This window comes from Rhizobium sp. Root483D2 (assembly GCF_001426685.1).
GTDB classification, from domain to species: domain Bacteria; phylum Pseudomonadota; class Alphaproteobacteria; order Rhizobiales; family Rhizobiaceae; genus Pararhizobium; species Pararhizobium qamdonense.
In genome coordinates, this window is record NZ_LMFB01000019.1 from 421295 (window position 1) to 437582 (window position 16288).

General features: G+C 61.0%; 15 protein-coding genes. 9 read left to right on the plus strand and 6 right to left on the minus strand.

Features of this window, described 5'->3' with window-relative positions; genetic code table 11:
• Nucleotides 1–154 precede the first annotated feature (154 nt).
• The 4 genes from ASD32_RS18220 to ASD32_RS18235 all read left to right on the plus strand — a co-directional run bounded on the left by ASD32_RS18220 (nucleotide 155) and on the right by ASD32_RS18235 (nucleotide 4580).
• Nucleotides 155–961 (plus strand): outer membrane protein, encoded by an 807-nt coding sequence (locus ASD32_RS18220; protein ID WP_060639588.1) that lies wholly within the window; start codon nucleotides 155–157, stop codon nucleotides 959–961.
• A 152-nt stretch (nucleotides 962–1113) separates the two neighbouring features.
• Entirely contained in the window at nucleotides 1114–2292 is a 1179-nt protein-coding gene (locus ASD32_RS18225) for a phosphoserine transaminase (RefSeq protein ID WP_060639429.1), read from the plus strand.
• Between the two features lie 75 nt (nucleotides 2293–2367).
• The gene (gene serA / locus ASD32_RS18230; RefSeq protein WP_060639430.1) at nucleotides 2368–3963 is read left to right on the plus strand and encodes a phosphoglycerate dehydrogenase; all 1596 of its coding nucleotides are present in this window, start codon (nucleotides 2368–2370) and stop codon (nucleotides 3961–3963) included.
• 89 nt (nucleotides 3964–4052) lie between these two features.
• On the plus strand, nucleotides 4053–4580 hold the full coding sequence (locus ASD32_RS18235; protein WP_060639431.1) for a GNAT family N-acetyltransferase: 528 nt from the start codon (nucleotides 4053–4055) through the stop codon (nucleotides 4578–4580).
• On the opposite strand, the gene ASD32_RS18240 is transcribed toward ASD32_RS18235, so the two are convergent.
• The gene (locus ASD32_RS18240) at nucleotides 4577–5500 is read right to left on the minus strand and encodes a DMT family transporter (protein WP_060639432.1); all 924 of its coding nucleotides are present in this window, start codon (nucleotides 5498–5500) and stop codon (nucleotides 4577–4579) included. The genes ASD32_RS18235 and ASD32_RS18240 overlap by 4 nt on opposite strands.
• A gap of 401 nt (nucleotides 5501–5901) precedes the next feature.
• On the opposite strand from ASD32_RS18240, the gene ASD32_RS18245 reads away from it, so the two are divergent.
• Together ASD32_RS18245 and ASD32_RS18250 are read left to right on the plus strand one after the other, a co-directional pair.
• On the plus strand, nucleotides 5902–7200 hold the full coding sequence (locus tag ASD32_RS18245; protein ID WP_060639433.1) for an adenylosuccinate synthase: 1299 nt from the start codon (nucleotides 5902–5904) through the stop codon (nucleotides 7198–7200).
• A 62-nt stretch (nucleotides 7201–7262) separates the two neighbouring features.
• Nucleotides 7263–9599, plus strand: coding sequence for a hypothetical protein (locus ASD32_RS18250; RefSeq protein WP_060639434.1), 2337 nt, complete (start codon nucleotides 7263–7265; stop codon nucleotides 9597–9599).
• 88 nt (nucleotides 9600–9687) lie between these two features.
• Here the strand turns inward: ASD32_RS18250 and rpoH are convergent, their stop codons facing one another.
• Complete coding sequence (rpoH, locus tag ASD32_RS18255) at nucleotides 9688–10593, minus strand: RNA polymerase sigma factor RpoH (RefSeq protein ID WP_060639435.1); 906 nt, start codon at nucleotides 10591–10593, stop codon at nucleotides 9688–9690.
• A 386-nt stretch (nucleotides 10594–10979) separates the two neighbouring features.
• Between rpoH and ASD32_RS18260 the strand changes: the two genes are divergently transcribed.
• Entirely contained in the window at nucleotides 10980–11336 is a 357-nt protein-coding gene (locus tag ASD32_RS18260; RefSeq protein ID WP_060639436.1) for a hypothetical protein, read from the plus strand.
• A 62-nt stretch (nucleotides 11337–11398) separates the two neighbouring features.
• Here ASD32_RS18260 and ASD32_RS18265 read toward each other — a convergent pair whose 3' ends face one another.
• Nucleotides 11399–11656, minus strand: coding sequence for a DUF2171 domain-containing protein (locus ASD32_RS18265; RefSeq protein ID WP_060639437.1), 258 nt, complete (start codon nucleotides 11654–11656; stop codon nucleotides 11399–11401).
• Nucleotides 11657–11924: 268 nt separating this feature from the next.
• A complete protein-coding gene (locus ASD32_RS18270; RefSeq protein WP_060639438.1) occupies nucleotides 11925–12947 on the minus strand; it encodes an RluA family pseudouridine synthase in 1023 nt (340 codons plus the stop codon).
• A gap of 30 nt (nucleotides 12948–12977) precedes the next feature.
• On the opposite strand from ASD32_RS18270, the gene ASD32_RS18275 reads away from it, so the two are divergent.
• On the plus strand, nucleotides 12978–13361 hold the full coding sequence (locus tag ASD32_RS18275) for a hypothetical protein (protein ID WP_060639439.1): 384 nt from the start codon (nucleotides 12978–12980) through the stop codon (nucleotides 13359–13361).
• A gap of 12 nt (nucleotides 13362–13373) precedes the next feature.
• Complete coding sequence (locus ASD32_RS18280; protein WP_060639440.1) at nucleotides 13374–14195, plus strand: RNA methyltransferase; 822 nt, start codon at nucleotides 13374–13376, stop codon at nucleotides 14193–14195.
• 3 nt (nucleotides 14196–14198) lie between these two features.
• On the opposite strand, the gene ASD32_RS18285 is transcribed toward ASD32_RS18280, so the two are convergent.
• Both ASD32_RS18285 and ASD32_RS18290 read right to left on the minus strand, forming a co-directional pair.
• Complete coding sequence (locus tag ASD32_RS18285) at nucleotides 14199–15404, minus strand: hypothetical protein (RefSeq protein ID WP_060639441.1); 1206 nt, start codon at nucleotides 15402–15404, stop codon at nucleotides 14199–14201.
• A 173-nt stretch (nucleotides 15405–15577) separates the two neighbouring features.
• Nucleotides 15578–16168: an EipA family protein gene (locus ASD32_RS18290; RefSeq protein WP_060639442.1), complete on the minus strand. Its 591-nt coding sequence runs from the start codon at nucleotides 16166–16168 to the stop codon at nucleotides 15578–15580.
• Nucleotides 16169–16288 lie beyond the last annotated feature (120 nt).

Here is a 16288-nt window from a genome sequence, read left to right on the forward strand (position 1 = left end):
CCGTCCGGTTTCCGGGTGGCCTTTTCGTTTTTTGATGGATCCGTTTGGTTAAGAAGCATGCTTAACCTGAGGTTAACCGCTGGATGCGATGATCAGAGCATATGAACGCGGGCGGCGGGTTCTGCCGCTGTTACCAATTTCCAAGGACGGTACAATGAAGTTGCGGCACACTCTCCTCAATGCATCTGCACTGATCCTGCTGTTTGCCGGCGGGCAGGTGATGGCTGCCGATTTTCTGGACGCGCCCGAGGTTAGCATTTCGACCACAGATACAGTCGGCCAGGGTTTTTACCTGCGCGGCGATCTGGGTTACGCCGGATGGACGCGCGGTGGCGACCCATCGCTGCGACTGTTCGATGCCGGAACCGGCACGACCAATACCGCATCTTTCGACAATGATTTCGACCAGCCCTTTTCCGGCACTGTCGGCGTCGGATATCAGTTCAACGACATGTTCCGGGCCGATTTGACCGGAGAATATTTCGAGGGCGATGTCAGTGGACGTGGCCGGGCAAACATCCCTTGCGCCGGCGAGGCGCTCGGCACATCCTGCGGCGGCGGCCTTAATGCTGACTACAAGGCGATTGGTCTGATGGCCAATGGCTATGTCGATCTGGCGACGGTCGCTGGCCTGACGCCCTATGTCGGCGCCGGTCTCGGTGTCACGCAACTGCGCTGGAACGACGTTGCCCTGCGCACAAGCTGCGTCCCGGGAGCTGCAGCCTGCTCCGGTGCTGCCGCCGTCAACCAGACCTTCGACGGCGAAAGCAGCTGGCGCCTGACCTATGCGCTGATGGCCGGCGTGTCCTACAACATGACCGAGCGGCTGAAACTCGATGTCGGCTACCGCTACTCGCAGATCACCGATGGCGACCTGTTCAACGGCAGCGATATTGACGGCCTCGACGACGGCCTCGGCCGCCACGAAATCCGCGCCGGTCTGCGCATGTCTCTTTGGTAGCCAAAATAGCCGTTGCTCCGGCAATGCTTGCAGCGTCAAAAATCTTTCCGGAAACGACACATCATTCTTGACTTCCGGGCCTGTCCGCAATATCCACGGCGGCAGGCCACGCCTCCCTAACGAGGTGCTTTCTATCTGGAAGGATAGCTTTGATGACGACCCCTGCGACACCGGAATTGCGTCCGGCAAACACCCATTTTTCTTCTGGTCCCTGCTCCAAGCGCCCCGGTTGGTCGCTTGATGCGCTCTCTGATGCGGCCCTCGGGCGCTCGCACCGTGCCAAGGTTGGCAAGAGCAAGCTGAAGCAGGCGATCGATCTCACCCGTGAAATTCTGCAGGTTCCGGCGGATTACCGTATCGGTATCGTGCCTGCCTCCGACACCGGCGCCGTCGAAATGGCGCTCTGGTCGCTGCTCGGCCCGCGTGGCGTCGATATGGTCGCCTGGGAAAGCTTCGGCTCCGGCTGGGTCTCCGACGTCGTCAAGGAACTGAAGCTCCCCGATACCCGCAAGTTTGTTGCCGATTACGGCAAGCTTGTCGATTTCTCTCAGGTCGATTTCGACCGCGATGTCGTCTTCACCTGGAACGGTACAACATCCGGCGTGCGGGTTGCCAATGCCGATTTCATTCCGGCTGACCGCAAGGGCCTGACCATCTGCGATGCGACGTCTGCTGCATTTGCACAGGACATCGATTTCGCCAAGCTCGATGTCGTCACCTTCTCCTGGCAGAAGGTTCTGGGCGGCGAGGGCGCGCATGGCATCCTCATCCTGTCGCCGCGTGCCGTCGAACGGCTGGAAAGCTATGAGCCTGCCTGGCCGCTGCCGAAGATCTTCCGCATGACCAAGGGCGGCAAGATCATCGAAGGCATTTTCCAGGGCGAGACGATCAACACGCCGTCGATGCTTTGCGTCGAGGATTATATCGATGCGCTCACCTGGGCAAAGTCGCTCGGGGGCCTGAACGCCCTGATCGCGCGTGCCGATGCCAACGCGCAGGCCATTCATGACTTTGTCGAGAAGACGGACTGGATCGCCAATCTGGCGGTCGATCCGGCAACGCAGTCCAATACGTCGGTCTGCCTGAAGATCGTCGACAAGGACATTGCGGCTCTTGACGCTGCCGGCCAGGATGCCTTTGCCAAGGGCATGGTCGCGCTGCTGGAAAAGCAGGGTGTCGCCCATGATATCGGCGCCTATCGCGATGCGCCCTCCGGTTTCCGGATCTGGGCCGGTGCGACGATCGAGACCTCGGATATCAAGGCGCTGATGCCCTGGTTCGACTGGGCGTTTGCGACCCAGAAGGCGACGCTGTCTCAGGCAGCGGCCTAACCGGCTTTAGGCCGCGCCAACAGGGCGCGGCCGTCCATCCCCATTCCCTTTTGACGAAACCAATGGAGGCCTCCCATGGCACCTCGCGTACTCGTATCCGATGAACTGTCGGAAACTGCCGTCCAGATCTTCCGCGATCGCGGCGTCGATGTCGATTTCCAGCCGCAGCTCGGCAAGGACAAGGAAAAGCTTGCCGCAATCATCGGCAATTATGATGGCCTTGCCATCCGCTCCGCCACCAAGGCGACGGAAAAGCTGATCGCTGCCGCGACCAACCTCAAGGTCATCGGCCGCGCCGGTATCGGCGTCGACAATGTCGATATCCCGGCCGCCTCGCGCCGCGGTATTATCGTCATGAACACGCCGTTCGGCAATTCGATCACCACGGCAGAACATGCGATCGCGCTGATGTTTGCCGTGGCCCGCCAGCTGCCGCAGGCCGATACATCGACCCAGGCCGGCAAGTGGGAAAAGTCCAAGTTCATGGGCGTCGAAATCACCGGCAAGACGCTCGGCGTCATCGGTGCCGGCAATATCGGCGGCATCGTCTGCGCCCGCGCCATCGGCTTGAAGATGCATGTTCTGGCCTACGATCCCTTCCTGTCGAAGGAACGCGCCGAGGAAATGGGCGTGACCAAGGTCGAGCTGGACGAGCTGCTCGCCCAGGCCGATTTCATCACCCTGCATGTGCCGATGACCGACAAGACGCGCGGCATCCTCAACCGCGAAGCGCTGGCAAAGACCAAGCCCGGCGTTCGCATCATCAATTGCGCACGCGGCGGTCTGGTCGATGAGCAGGCGCTTGCCGATGCCATCAAGTCTGGTCATGTCGCCGGCGCCGGTTTTGACGTGTTTGAAGTCGAGCCCGCAACGGAAAGCCCGCTGTTTGGCCTGCCGAACGTCGTCTGCACGCCGCATCTGGGCGCTTCCACCACGGAAGCCCAGGAGAATGTCGCGCTGCAGGTGGCCGAGCAGATGTCGGATTACCTGGTCAAGGGTGCCGTTTCCAATGCCATCAACATGCCCTCGATCACGGCTGAGGAAGCGCCGCTTCTGAAGCCCTTCATCCGGCTCGCAGACGTGCTCGGCGCCTTTGTCGGCCAGGTGACGGAAAGCGCCATCAAGGAAATCGAGATCCTTTATGATGGATCGACCGCCGGAATGAACACCAAGGCGCTGACGAGTGCGGCGCTTGCCGGTCTCATCCGCAGTCAGGTGTCCGACGTCAACATGGTTTCGGCGCCTGTTATGATCAAGGAAAAGGGCATCATCCTGTCCGAGGTCAAGCGTGACAAGTCGGGGGTTTTCGACGGTTATATCAAGCTGACGGTCACGACCGACAACCAGACGCGCTCGGTGGCCGGTACGGTGTTTTCGGATGGCAAGCCGCGCTTCATCCAGATCAAGGATATCAATCTGGACGCCGATGTCGGCAACCACATGGTCTACATCACCAATACCGACGTTCCCGGCATGATCGGCTTCATCGGCATGACGCTGGGTGATGCCGGCGTCAATATCGCCAACTTCCAGCTCGGCCGCCACAATGCCGGCGCCGATGCCATCGCGCTGCTTTATGTCGATGGTGCCGTGTCGGAAGACGTTCTCGACAAGCTGCGCGCCAACCCGGCCATCCGGGCCGCCAAGCCGCTGGTCTTCAACGTCGATTAAGCCGCTTATGCGGAATGGCCTTTAAGGGCCGACATTTGAACGCGCCGGATACCCTCCGGCGCGTTTGCCGTTTGATGAAAGTGAATGCCATGAACGCAACAGACCGCTCCGCCCATTGGCGCCCGGCCAGCCCTGCCGATATCGAGGCGATCGACGCGATCCAGCGCATCGTGCATGCCGATTTCCCCGAGGCCCGCGCGGTTCTGTTCGAGCGCCTGGACTTGTGCCCGGCCGGATGTTTCGTCCTGGAAAAACGCGGCGAGATTTGCGGATATGTGCTCAGCCACCCTTGGCGCCGCCTCTCGCCACCGCCGATCGATACAAGGCTTGAGGCGATCCCGGCAGATGCGGATATCTGGTATCTTCACGATCTGGCTTTATTGCCGGGTACGCGTGGCTCAGGTGCGGGCGCAAGGGTGGCAAAATTGCTGGCGGTGGCGGCGCGCCGGGATGGCTATGGAACCATGGCACTTGTCTCCGTCAATGGATCACAAGGTTTCTGGGAGCGGCAGGGTTTTGGCGTGCGGATGGAAGAGGCGCTCGGCGCAAAACTTTCCAGCTATGGTGGCGAGGCGGTCTATATGGAGCGAACGCTTGCCGGTGAGAATTTTCGCTAGGGTGTTTGCGCAGGCCGCGGACGGCCGCGCTCGGCCACGGCGATCCCGACGAGAACGAGTGCCATGGCGGCAATATGAAATGTCTGCAGCGCCTCGCCGATCAGGGTGATCGATAGCAGCGTGCCGAAGATCGGGATCGTGTTGATGAACAGGCCGGCCCGGTTGGGACCGATCAGTTCGACGCCGCGCACGTATAGGATTTGCGAGACGAGCGAGGGAAGGAGGCCGGCATAGGCGACGATGACCCACCCCTGCATATCCGGCCAGATCATCCGGCCGGTGGAAAACTCCCAGATCACCAGCGGAATGGAGCTGATCAGCGCCCCCAGGGCGGAGATCGCAATCAGGCTTTTCCAGTGGATTTCCGGCTTGAAGCGCAGCGCCACGGTATAGCCGGCATAGACGAGCACCGCCGCCATCATCATGGCGTCGCCCTGGTTGAGATCGAGCGAGAGCAGCGTGGTGAGATCGCCATGCGATGCGGTCAGCGCCACGCCGCCCAGTGTCAGCGTGAAACCGGCGATCTGCGCCAGCGAAAATGCGGTGCGAAACAGCACATAGTTCATCACGAAGATCACCATCGGAATGCCGGCCTGTTCGATGACGGCATTGATCGCGCTGGTATATTGCAGGGCGGAATAGAGAAAGGCATTGAAGGCGGTGAAGCCAACGGTGCCGTAGCCGAGCAGGAGCAGCCAGTTCCTGCGGATGACCGGGAAGTCGCGGCGCACCTGCGGGGCTGCGAAAATCAGGAGCACGGTGCAGGCGATCACCCAGCGCAGGCCTGTCAGCATCATCGGGCTGACATGGCCGACGGCCATTTTCCCTGCCACCGTATTCCCGCCCCAGATCAGGGTGGTGATGCACAAAATGATATAGGCTTGCAGATTGACGGGCACGGTATTCCCTAAGCAAAGCATGACGGCGGTCGTGATGACGGTAGACGTCCGGTGCTCCAGGACCGGCCTTTGCCGGCGCAGAGTTTCCCTTTGCATTGAATCCATACGGGCGAGGAAGGCAAGTCCACATTATGGACCATGGGCGGGCGGGCGGCCATTGCGCGTGGTATTGCGGACAAGCAATGGGGTGCGCAAGCCCTGTGATAACCGGACCGGTCCGGTGCGTTTTCCCCCTATGCGGGGACAATCCTGTTTTGTGAAACAGTGCACAGACGCAGAATCTCAGGGTCAAATGCGGTCTTTACCATGCAAAAACCCCGAATCCCCGGTTAAACAGGGTCGCTTTCCAAAAAACAAAACAGTATAGATGCGCGGGTTTGAAGACAGCGCATGACTGGCGCCAAGGAAACAGGAAATCTGAAATGACGAATGTCGTGGTGGTCGGATCGCAATGGGGTGATGAAGGCAAGGGCAAGATTGTCGATTGGCTCTCCGAGCGTGCCGACATCGTTGTGCGCTTTCAGGGCGGGCACAATGCCGGCCATACCCTTGTGATCGATGGCACCAGCTACAAGCTGTCGCTCTTGCCCTCCGGCGTCGTGCGTCCGGGTAAGCTCGCCGTCATTGGCAATGGCGTGGTCATCGACCCGCATGCGCTCTTGGCCGAAATCGAAAAGCTGGACAAGCAGGGCGTGTCCATCACGCCAGAAAACCTGCGCATCGCCGATAATGCCACGCTGATCCTGTCGCTGCACCGCGAGCTCGACGGCATCCGCGAGGATGCCGCGTCCAACAGCGGCACCAAGATCGGCACGACGCGCCGCGGCATCGGCCCGGCCTATGAAGACAAGGTCGGCCGTCGCGCCATCCGCGTCATGGATCTTGCCGATCTCGATACGTTGCCGGCCAAGGTCGACCGCTTGCTCACCCACCACAATGCGCTGCGCCGTGGTCTTGGCGAAGCCGAAGTGAGCCATGAGGCCATCATGAGCGAGCTTTCCTCGATCGCTGCCCGCGTGCTGCCGTTCATGGAAACCGTCTGGCTGTTGCTCGACCGCCAGCGCCGCAAGGGTGCGCGCATCCTGTTCGAAGGCGCGCAGGGCACGCTGCTCGATATCGATCACGGCACCTATCCCTTCGTCACCTCGTCCAACACGGTCGCCGGTCAGGCCGCTGCGGGCTCGGGCATGGGTCCTGGTGCGCTCGGCTATATCCTCGGCATCACCAAGGCCTACACGACCCGCGTCGGCGAAGGCCCGTTCCCGACGGAGCTGCATGACGAAATCGGCCAGTTCCTTGGCGAAAAAGGCCATGAGTTCGGCACGGTCACCGGGCGCAAGCGCCGTTGTGGCTGGTTCGATGCGGCCCTGGTGCGCCAGTCGGTTGCCACCAACGGCATTACCGGCATCGCGCTTACCAAGCTCGATGTGCTCGACGGCCTTGATGAATTGAAGATCTGCGTCGGCTATACGCTGGACGGTGCCGAGATCGATCACCTGCCGGCAAGCCAGGCGCAGCAGGCCCAGGCGAAGCCCGTTTACATCACGCTGGAAGGCTGGAAAGAATCGACCGTCGGTGCCCGCAGCTGGGCCCAGCTTCCCGCCCAGGCCATCAAATATGTGCGTCAGGTCGAGGAGTTGATCGGTGCGCCGGTCGCTCTTCTGTCCACCAGTCCGGAGCGTGACGACACCATACTTGTGACGGACCCGTTTGAGGACTAGTCTGACGTTGACGACCAGGGAAGAATTTGGCGTAAACACGCCGATGGTATGAGAAAGTTCTGATGGCGGATTTTGTTGCAGTTATTCGAAGGACCGTCGATGGTCTGTCGGACAATGTTCCCGAAATGCGGGCCAAGGTCTATGACAAGGCCCGTGGCGCCGTCCGCCGTCAGCTCGAAAGCATGAAGCCTCGTCCTTCCGACGAGATGATCGAACGCCAGATGGTCAAGCTCGAGGCGGCGATCAGCGAGGTCGAGGACGATCACGCCGAAGCGCTTGCGCCCCTTGAAGAGGCGTACGATGATTCGGTCGTTGAAGAAGCTGCCGAGGCCGGGGATCATGCCGCCGCACCTGCGGAAGAGCCATATGAGCAGGAAGCCCCGCCCGTCGAGGACGAACGCCCGGCCTTCGCCGCCGAGCCGCCGCCGGCCATTGAACCCGTCGAAGAGCCCGTTGCGGCCGCTGAGCCGGTGGATGCCGTCGAGCCGCCGGTGGAAGATGCTTATGTGGCGCCTGAACCGGTTGTGGAACCCGTTTATGACCCGGCTCCCGTAGAAGACCATATTCCCGAGCCCGAGCGGGAGCCCGAGTTCCAGCGCGAGCATGCGGTTGAGGCCGAAGAGCCCCGCCCGGTTACGCCGTATGAGCCGGACCATCCGGTTGCGGCCGAATATGCGCCGGAGGAGCACGATGGCGCGGTCGAGGAAACGGTTTACGTTCCCGACAATGCGGCAGAGCCGGAGCCGCAAGACGTTGCCGAGCCAGCGGCCGAACCGCTTGCAGAGCCGGTCGAAGAAAAACCCATGCCTGCGGCGTCCACCGAGTGGGAATTGCCGGAATGGAACGATCCTGTCCCGGCGACCGCCCATAGCGAACCGGTCTGGACGGAGGCTGCCGAAGCTGCCCCTGCTGCCGATGACATTCCCGATCTTACAACATACGAGCCGGTTGAAACCGTAACGCTGCTGAACGAGGAAATCGGCGCTAAAGAGCAGGCTCCGGGCGAGCCTGATGCTTGGGCCTGGGACGACAAGGATCCCTTCACGCAAGCGCCCGCAGCGGCCCCTGCAGAGACGTCGGAACCGGCCATTGCCGATTGGTCCTGGCCGGTCGAAAAGACGCCTGCTGCTGAGCCCGAGCAACGCGCCGCTGCCAATGACAGCTGGAACGATCTTGACGAGCTCCTAACCCATGGCGGCACGGCGGCAGCGGCTGGTGCGGCAGCTTCGTCGCAGACGGGCAGGGCGCCGGCTGCCACAGACGAAAATGTCGAAGTGCCGTCACGGCCTGTTTCCTACCGCGTCGAGCCGAAACGCTCGCGTTTGAACGGCAAGGCCATCGGGCTTGCCGCCGTGCTCCTTTTGATCCTGGGCGGTGGCGGTTATGCCTATTGGCAAAACCAGACCACGGTGAATTCCTGGGTCTCGAGCACGCTGGCATCGATCACCGCCAATATTCCGGGCCAGAGCACGCCGGAAACCACAGCACCCGAAGAGGGCGCCAGGGATCTGAGCACGCCGGAAACCAACAACCAGACGCAGACGCCGGCCAATACCGAGGTCGCAGCTGTTGAAGGCAGCGGCAAGTTCACGCAGCGCCTGCAGCAGGATGGCACCGAGATCGATCCGGGCCCGGCTGTGGTTGCCACTGGCGCCAGCGCCACTGAGGAAGGCAAATCGGTCGCGGCGCAGACAGAGGCGGGCAAGCCCGTCGACACAGCGCAGGCGGCGCAAACGACCCCTGCCGCCCAGACGACGGACGGGACGCAGCCTGCCCAGCCGGTGCCGGGCCAGCAGCCGGCCGCCAATCCTGCGACGCAGCAGGTTCCGGCCGGTGCCCAGAAAATGTTCCTCTATGAGGAGCGGCTCGGCCAGTCGGCCCCGACTGCGATCGAGGGCAATGTTGCCTGGTCGGTCAAGGAAGAGTCCCCGGGGGGCGATGCCAAGCCGGAGCCGGTCGTTCAGGCGCAGATCAATGTGCCCGAGCGCGGCCTGACGGCCCTGATGACAATCAAGCGCAATGCCGACTCCTCGCTGCCGGCCAGCCATGTGATCGAATTCGTCTTCTCGCTGCCGGAAAATTTCGAAGGCGGCAGCATCGATAGCGTGCAGCGTGTTTCGATGAAGCGCAACGAGCAGGATCGTGGCGATGCGCTGATTGCGGTTCCGGCCAAGATCACCGAGGATTTCCACATGATCGCGCTCAACGACTTCCCGGAAGCCGTTGCGACGAATACCGAGCTTTTGCGCACACGCGGCTGGATGGATATTCCGCTGACCTACCGCAACGGCCGCCGTGCGCTGCTGACCCTGGAAAAGGGAGCCGCCGGCACAGAGGCGTTTACGAAGGCGATGCAGGCCTGGAGCCTGGCTGCGACGCCTAACCCGGCGGGTCAGTAATCTTTGGTTTAGCTCTGTCAAAAGCACAAAAAGAAACCCGGCTGGAGCGATCCAGCCGGGTTTTTTATCGGTTCAGGTAATGCCGCGATCAGGCGTCTTCTACGACCCGAAGCGCATTCTGACGATCCTGCGCCGCCTTGCGGACGGCGTCCTGGACCTTTTCGAAGGCGCGGACCTCGATCTGGCGGACACGCTCGCGGCTGATGTCGAACTCGGTCGACAGGTCCTCAAGCGTGACCGGATCTTCAGTCAGGCGGCGGGCCTCGAAGATGCGGCGTTCGCGGTCGTTCAGCACGTTCATGGCGCTCGACAGAAGGCTGCGGCGGTTTTCCAGTTCGTCCTGTTCGATCAGGATGTCTTCCTGATTGTCGTGGTCATCGACCAGCCAATCCTGCCACTGGCCGGATTCGCCTTCGCCAGCCTTGATCGGCGCGTTCAGCGATGCGTCGCCGGAGAGCCGCTGGTTCATCGAAATGACCTCGGCTTCCGAGACCTTCAGGGTCGTGGCAATGTGCGCGACCTGGTCGGGTTTCAGATCACCCTCGTCAAGAGCCTGGATCTTGCCCTTCAGGCGGCGCAGGTTGAAGAACAGCCGCTTCTGGTTGGCGGTCGTGCCCATCTTCACCAGCGACCACGAGCGCAGGATATATTCCTGGATCGAAGCCTTGATCCACCACATCGCGTAGGTGGCCAGACGGAAGCCGCGTTCCGGATCGAATTTCTTGACCGCCTGCATGAGGCCGACATTGCCTTCGGAAACGACTTCACCGATCGGCAGGCCATAGCCACGGTAACCCATGGCAATCTTCGCCACGAGGCGCAGATGGCTGGTGACGAGCTGATGGGCGGCCTTGCGGTCGTCATGCTCCTGGTACCGCTTGGCGAGCATGTACTCTTCCTGCGGTTCAAGCATGGGAAATTTGCGGATTTCATCGAGATAACGGTTGAGACCGCCTTCTCCGGCGGTAATCGACGGTAACGTACTGCGGGCCATGATGCACCCCCTTTCGCGTTCCGGCCTCCTCTTGGCAGGCCGGGCATGTGGGTCTATCCGACCCCACATCCTCATAGATAAGCGCGGCGAAAGCATGATTCAAGAACTCCGGTTTCACAGAGATGTGAAGCCAGAGAAGCGCATGCTCCAGTCGGGTTACGACACGTAAATCGTGTCCGTCCCTGAAATATCAAGCCTGAAACTGGCACTTTTCCTGCAAAAATCCTCCATGCCGCGACATCTGCTGAAAGGCTGAACGCGGCGGCGTGGTCCCTGATTTTGCGTGTATTTTTTACGTGATCAATTTTAGATTGCATTTGATCTAATTTGTGCTGAAATACCTCTGGCGATCGTCACGGCGAGGGTCGGCAAAGAGAGGATGGACAATGCTCAAGATCCTAGCGGTTGCTGGTATAGCCGTTTCATCTGCGGCAACAGCGTCAGCGCAGGACCAGACCGTAAAAGCCGTCTATATCCATGATCAACGGCCTTTCCTGTGTGGTGCGCTGTTCCAACTGCTGAGCGATGCGCATGCGGAGGATAAGGACAGGCAGGTCTATGATCACTATTCAGCAAAGTTCAATCTGTCGTTCGAGCGTGCGAAAGCCAGCATCCGGAATGCTGGGGGCGATAGTGACGACGCTCATTTGAAAATGCAGGAAGCGGTCAATTCCATGGGGAAACTGCTGGCCCGGGAAAAGGCCATGACCGGACATCTGCTTTCGTCCTGCGAACGGTCCTGAAAAAAGACGAGAGCCCCGCCGGGAACGGGGCTCCGATATCCTTTGCGCAATGCATGGGGCACTCAATGGATGGGGGAGTTGTCCTGTTCTTCCTCAAACATGACGGCCACATCGCCATTCGCACTGAGGCGGACGCGGTTTTCATCGACGCTTGCGACGAGTTCCAGCGCGATGAAATGGTGGTGGCCTTCATGGCCGGAGCCGCTGTCTTTCTTGGTCAGCTTGATGCGATCGCCTTCGACGCGATCGACCGTTCCGACATGAAGACCGTCGGCGCTGATTACTTCGGCATGCTCTCTGATCTGTGTGACATCAACCATCGGGGCTCTCCTTTTATGGTCCTGCCAAAACGCGTGAGAGCCGGAAAGGATGCATGCCGGTGTGAGAAAACCGTCCGTCATCAAATCCGGGCAGGATGACTGTCAAGCCTTCACTCCATCATCGCCGGTTTCGGTTCGCCGTGGGGGCAGACCATCGCGGTATTGCAAATCGTCGTGGCCGCAAACGGCTCATGGGCGCACCGGTTTCCAGAGTGTTCATGCCTCGAAGGGGCGTACCGCCAAGATGTCCAGTCAGCTTCTCAGTCTCTCAGCCGCGCAGCGCGTCCACCAGTTCCTTCATGTCGTCCGGCACCGGCGACTCGAAATGCATGGTTTCGCCGCTCGTTGGATGTTCAAAGGCCAGCATGAAAGCGTGCAGCGCCTGGCGCGGGAAACGGTTGACGATCGCCTTCGCCTCATCCGGCAACAGATTGGCCTTGGTCTTGAAGGCCGCGCCATAATCGGGATCGCCGATCAGCGGATGGCCGATATGGGCCATGTGCACGCGGATCTGGTGGGTGCGGCCAGTTTCGAGATTGCACTTGATCATCGCCGCAAGCGCCGTCGCGTCGGGTTTCTCGTGGTAGCGCTCCATCACCTCGTAATGGGTGATCGCCTCGCGGGCGTCGTCTGAGCCTTCCTGCTTGACCGCACGCTTGACGCGGTCGCCGGCGCGGCCGAGCGGTGCGTCGATCGTGCCCTTCAGGCCGCGCGGGCGGCCCCAGACGATGGCCATATAGGCGCGCTCCAGCGGTCCGGTGCGGCCATGGTCGGCAAACTGGTCGGAGAGGTGGCGGTGGGCGATATCGTTCTTGGCGACGACCATGACGCCGCTTGTGTCCTTGTCCAGCCGGTGGACGATGCCGGGGCGCTTGACGCCGCCGATGCCCGACAGGCTGGCGCCGCAATGATGGATCAGCGCGTTGACCAGCGTGCCGGTCCAATTGCCAGCGCCGGGATGAACGACGAGGCCGGGCGGCTTGACGAGCACGATCAGATCGTCGTCCTCATAGAGCACATCCAGCGGGATATCCTCGCCCTTCGGTTCCGGGTCTTCCGCTTCGGGCAATCCGATCTCGAAGACGTCGCCGGGCGCAACCTTCTTCTTGGCTTCCTTCACCGTCTTGCCGTTGACGGAGACTTCGCCCTGTTCGATCAGGCTCTTGATACGGTTGCGCGAAAACTCGCCGCCGAGTGCTTCGGTCAGATAGGCATCCATGCGGCCGGCTGCGTCCTCATTTGACGTGAGGACTTTCCTAATCGCCGGGGCTTGTTTAAAGGGGTCGTTCATTCTCGTTCCATTCCGCAAGGTAGGCCACCCATGTCCAATCAGAAACCCGTCGAACAGGAAGACAAGCCGCTCGATCCGGTGATGGAGAACGTGCGCCGCAAGATGGTCAAGCTGCAGCTGGTCTCAGGTGGTATCATGTTGGTGATGCTTATGGTCGTGCTGGCAGCGATTGTCTATAAGCTTACGCGTCCGGGCAAGGCCGATGTGACGCAAAGTGCCGCCGTTTCCGTGCCGGGCGAGGCGCCGGTCACCGCAATCGCCGCGCTGCCTGCCGGGTTCGAAGTGTCCGATGTCGCCCTGTCGGGTGGCCAGATCCTGTTTTATGGCGCTGTTGCCGGGGGAGAACGCAAGGCAATCGTCTTTGATATCGCCGCCGGCCGCATCGTTGCGGATGTCTCCGTCAAGACCAATTGAGAAGGCCTAATCTTGATCCCGCTGCGCATCGATGATCCGGCCGATCCCCGCATTGCAGGCTTCGTTTCGATCAAGGAGCGCGACTTGACAGGCAGGCATGGCCGTTTCATCGCCGAGGGCACGGTTGTCCTGCGCATGCTGGCGGCCGCACATCGCGCCGGGCGCGGCATCGAGGCTGAAGCGATCCTGCTCCTGGAAAACCGTATCGCCGGCCTCGGTTCTATCCTTGCCGAATTCCCGGCGGATATTCCGGTCTATGTCGCCAATGCTGCGGTATTCGATGCGATTGCCGGGTTCAACATGCATAGGGGCGTGCTGGCGCTTGGCAGGCGTCAAACGGCCCCTGGTCTCGATGCGCTCGTCGCTGACCTTGCGCCCAGGAGCCTCGTTCTTGCGGCCTGCGGAATTTCCAATCATGACAATATGGGTTCGATGTTCCGCAACGCGGCCGCTTTCGGTGCCGATGCCATCCTGATGGATGAAACCAGCTGCGATCCGATGTACCGCAAGGCGATCCGGGTCTCGGTCGGCTCGGTCTTGAGCGTTCCTTTTGTCCGAGAGGGGCCGGTGAGTGCGCTGATCGGGCGCCTGCAGGCGCAAGGCTTTGCGATCTGGGGCCTGTCGCCGCGTGGAAAAACCGATCTGCACGACATTCCACCATCGCCGCGCACCGTGCTGCTGGTTGGTACAGAAGGCGAGGGGCTGCCCGAAAGTGTCATGGCGTCGATCCAGACCGCCCGTATCCGCCAGCGCCCAGGCCTCGATAGCCTCAACGTCGCCACCGCCACAGGCATCGCGTTGCATCAGGTGGCGATGATCAACGGTTTTATCTGATATCTACGGCTGCTCCGGCGGCAGCATGCTGCGGGCGCGGGCAGCAAGGCTTTTATCCGGACCGTCAGGCCCGGTGGCTGCTGTAGACAAGAGGCCCGGTATCGGCGAGTCCTCGCCTTCCTTGGCCGCCGTCAAAGCCACCATGGTGGCAGCGATATCGGCGATGTCCTCGCGCAGGGCGTCGTCATGGGCAGCCGACGTCGAGCTGATCAGCTGTTCGGCGAGGGCTGCGGCGCGGTTGCGGGCATATTCGGCCGGCACGGTCAGATCGATCGGGGCTGTCTGAGACAGAGCTGTTGGTTCATCGGCGGTGTCCTGGGTTGCGGCAGTCAGACTGCCCTCTGGTGCCGCATTGATGTCTGCCGGTTTCTTGTCCCGGCGCACGGGCATGGTCAGGCCTGCAGCGCGCAGCGCCTTTGAGGCTTCGCGCAGATCGGTGCCGGCATCCTTGACCTTCAATTTCAGGCGTTCGATTTCGCTACCACGGCGTTCCAGAAAACTGTCCTTGTCTGCATTGGCGGCTATTTCCCGGGTGAGTTTCGCCTCGAACTGCTTCAGGCGGGTCACGTCGCGCGCCAGCCGGACTTCCAGTTCCCGCGCCTTGGTGCTTTCCGCTTTCAGATCGTTGCGCATGATCTCGCGCTCGTCCTTTAGGCCGGCAATGCGGCTTTTCAGGTTTTCGGCCTCCGCATCATGGGCGGCAACATCGATCTTCAGGCTGTCCATATCGCCTGTGAGGTGTTCCACCTGCCGGGTCAGGGTCGTGATGTCGATGTTCTTTTTGACATTATCGCGCTCGACATCGGCAAGTGTGCCCTTCAGCCGCTCGATATTCTGCTCAAGCTGACGGGCCGCTGAGCGCAGGTCGGCGGCCTCCACGTTCATGTCGGCCAGTTGTGCATGAAGGTCGGCATTTTCACCGGCAAGGCGCTGGGTTTCCTTCAGTGTAGAGCCGTTTTGCAGCAGAAGCACGACGTTCTTGTCGCGCTCGCGTTTCAGCATCTGGCTGGTCCTGGCATTTTCGGCCGCGTAGCCGGCACGGGCCGCGTCCTTCTGGGCGCGCACCTCCTGCGGTGACAGCGGCATGGTTGCCGTCATCCGTTCCTCGGCAAAGCGGACGATGCGCCGGTGAACGACCGGTGCCGCCAAAAGGCCAAGAATGGCTGCGGTGAGAAAACCCAGGGCAAACAGGAGTGCGAATTCAATCACGGGCTGGCCATTTCAGTTCAGAACACGCGGCGACACGCTATCATCCATGGTTTTCGTTTCATTCGCACTAAAGACGAAGGTGGATATCACTTCAAGTGTTCGCGAACGCGCATTTGTCCCCAGTCACCGCAGCGACTGGCAAGACGGTTTGAAAAATTATGGCTCTTTTGACCTTAGAAAGGGTTCCAGGTCGGCTGCGAGGTGAGCTTCAGATAGCCAACATTGATGCCGAGGCGGGCGCCGAGGCCGGTGCGGATAGGAACCAGGACGATATTCTCATCGCTAAGCACCGTCATGCCGACGCCGGCGACCACATAGGCCGAGCCGGAAACACCGCCGAAGCGCTTGTAGAGCGAGGGAACGGCCGGCAGATTGTAGACCAGCATCATCGTGCGGCTGCCCTGGCCACCCCAGTCGAGACCAAGCGATGGGCCCTGCCAGAAGACGTTATGCTGGCCGGCATTCTTGGTGTAGAGGTCGCCTTCGCCATAGGTCAGGCCAGCCACGAATGCGCCGGAGCCTTCCTGGCCGAGAATATAGCCGTTCGGCAGGCCGTATTTGGAAAATGCGTTCTCGACCACCTTGGCAAGCCCGCCGGAGGTGGAGCCGAAGAAGCCATGGCCGGCATCGACGATTTCCTGCATCGTGTATTGCTCGCCATTGCTTTGCTGCGCAAGCGCCGCCGGCGTCAGGCTGAGGACAGCCATCATTGCGGCCAACAAGTGCAAGAGTGGGAATTTCACGGCATTGACGATCCGCTGCATGGCTTTCTCCGTAAGCTCAGGAGGACCCGCGGCGTCATGCGCGGGCTGCTGTCCCGCCCAGGACGGGTCTGTCATGGGGATCGGGCTGATTGTCAGCAATTTGAACCGATGATCTTAACA

What these genes read in the sequence shown, in the direction of transcription:
- ASD32_RS18275 (WP_060639439.1), top strand. Translation starts at nt 12,978, where the DNA reads ATGTCCAATCAGAAACCCGTCGAACAGGAAGACAAGCCGCTCGATCCG.
- ASD32_RS18270 (WP_060639438.1), bottom strand. Translation starts at nt 12,947, where the DNA reads ATGAACGACCCCTTTAAACAAGCCCCGGCGATTAGGAAAGTCCTCACG.
- ASD32_RS18225 (WP_060639429.1), top strand. Translation starts at nt 1,114, where the DNA reads ATGACGACCCCTGCGACACCGGAATTGCGTCCGGCAAACACCCATTTT.
- ASD32_RS18250 (WP_060639434.1), top strand. Translation starts at nt 7,263, where the DNA reads ATGGCGGATTTTGTTGCAGTTATTCGAAGGACCGTCGATGGTCTGTCG.
- ASD32_RS18240 (WP_060639432.1), bottom strand. Translation starts at nt 5,500, where the DNA reads ATGCTTTGCTTAGGGAATACCGTGCCCGTCAATCTGCAAGCCTATATC.
- ASD32_RS18290 (WP_060639442.1), bottom strand. Translation starts at nt 16,168, where the DNA reads ATGCAGCGGATCGTCAATGCCGTGAAATTCCCACTCTTGCACTTGTTG.
- ASD32_RS18265 (WP_060639437.1), bottom strand. Translation starts at nt 11,656, where the DNA reads ATGGTTGATGTCACACAGATCAGAGAGCATGCCGAAGTAATCAGCGCC.
- ASD32_RS18260 (WP_060639436.1), top strand. Translation starts at nt 10,980, where the DNA reads ATGCTCAAGATCCTAGCGGTTGCTGGTATAGCCGTTTCATCTGCGGCA.
- ASD32_RS18245 (WP_060639433.1), top strand. Translation starts at nt 5,902, where the DNA reads ATGACGAATGTCGTGGTGGTCGGATCGCAATGGGGTGATGAAGGCAAG.
- serA (WP_060639430.1), top strand. Translation starts at nt 2,368, where the DNA reads ATGGCACCTCGCGTACTCGTATCCGATGAACTGTCGGAAACTGCCGTC.
- rpoH (WP_060639435.1), bottom strand. Translation starts at nt 10,593, where the DNA reads ATGGCCCGCAGTACGTTACCGTCGATTACCGCCGGAGAAGGCGGTCTC.
- ASD32_RS18235 (WP_060639431.1), top strand. Translation starts at nt 4,053, where the DNA reads ATGAACGCAACAGACCGCTCCGCCCATTGGCGCCCGGCCAGCCCTGCC.
- ASD32_RS18220 (WP_060639588.1), top strand. Translation starts at nt 155, where the DNA reads ATGAAGTTGCGGCACACTCTCCTCAATGCATCTGCACTGATCCTGCTG.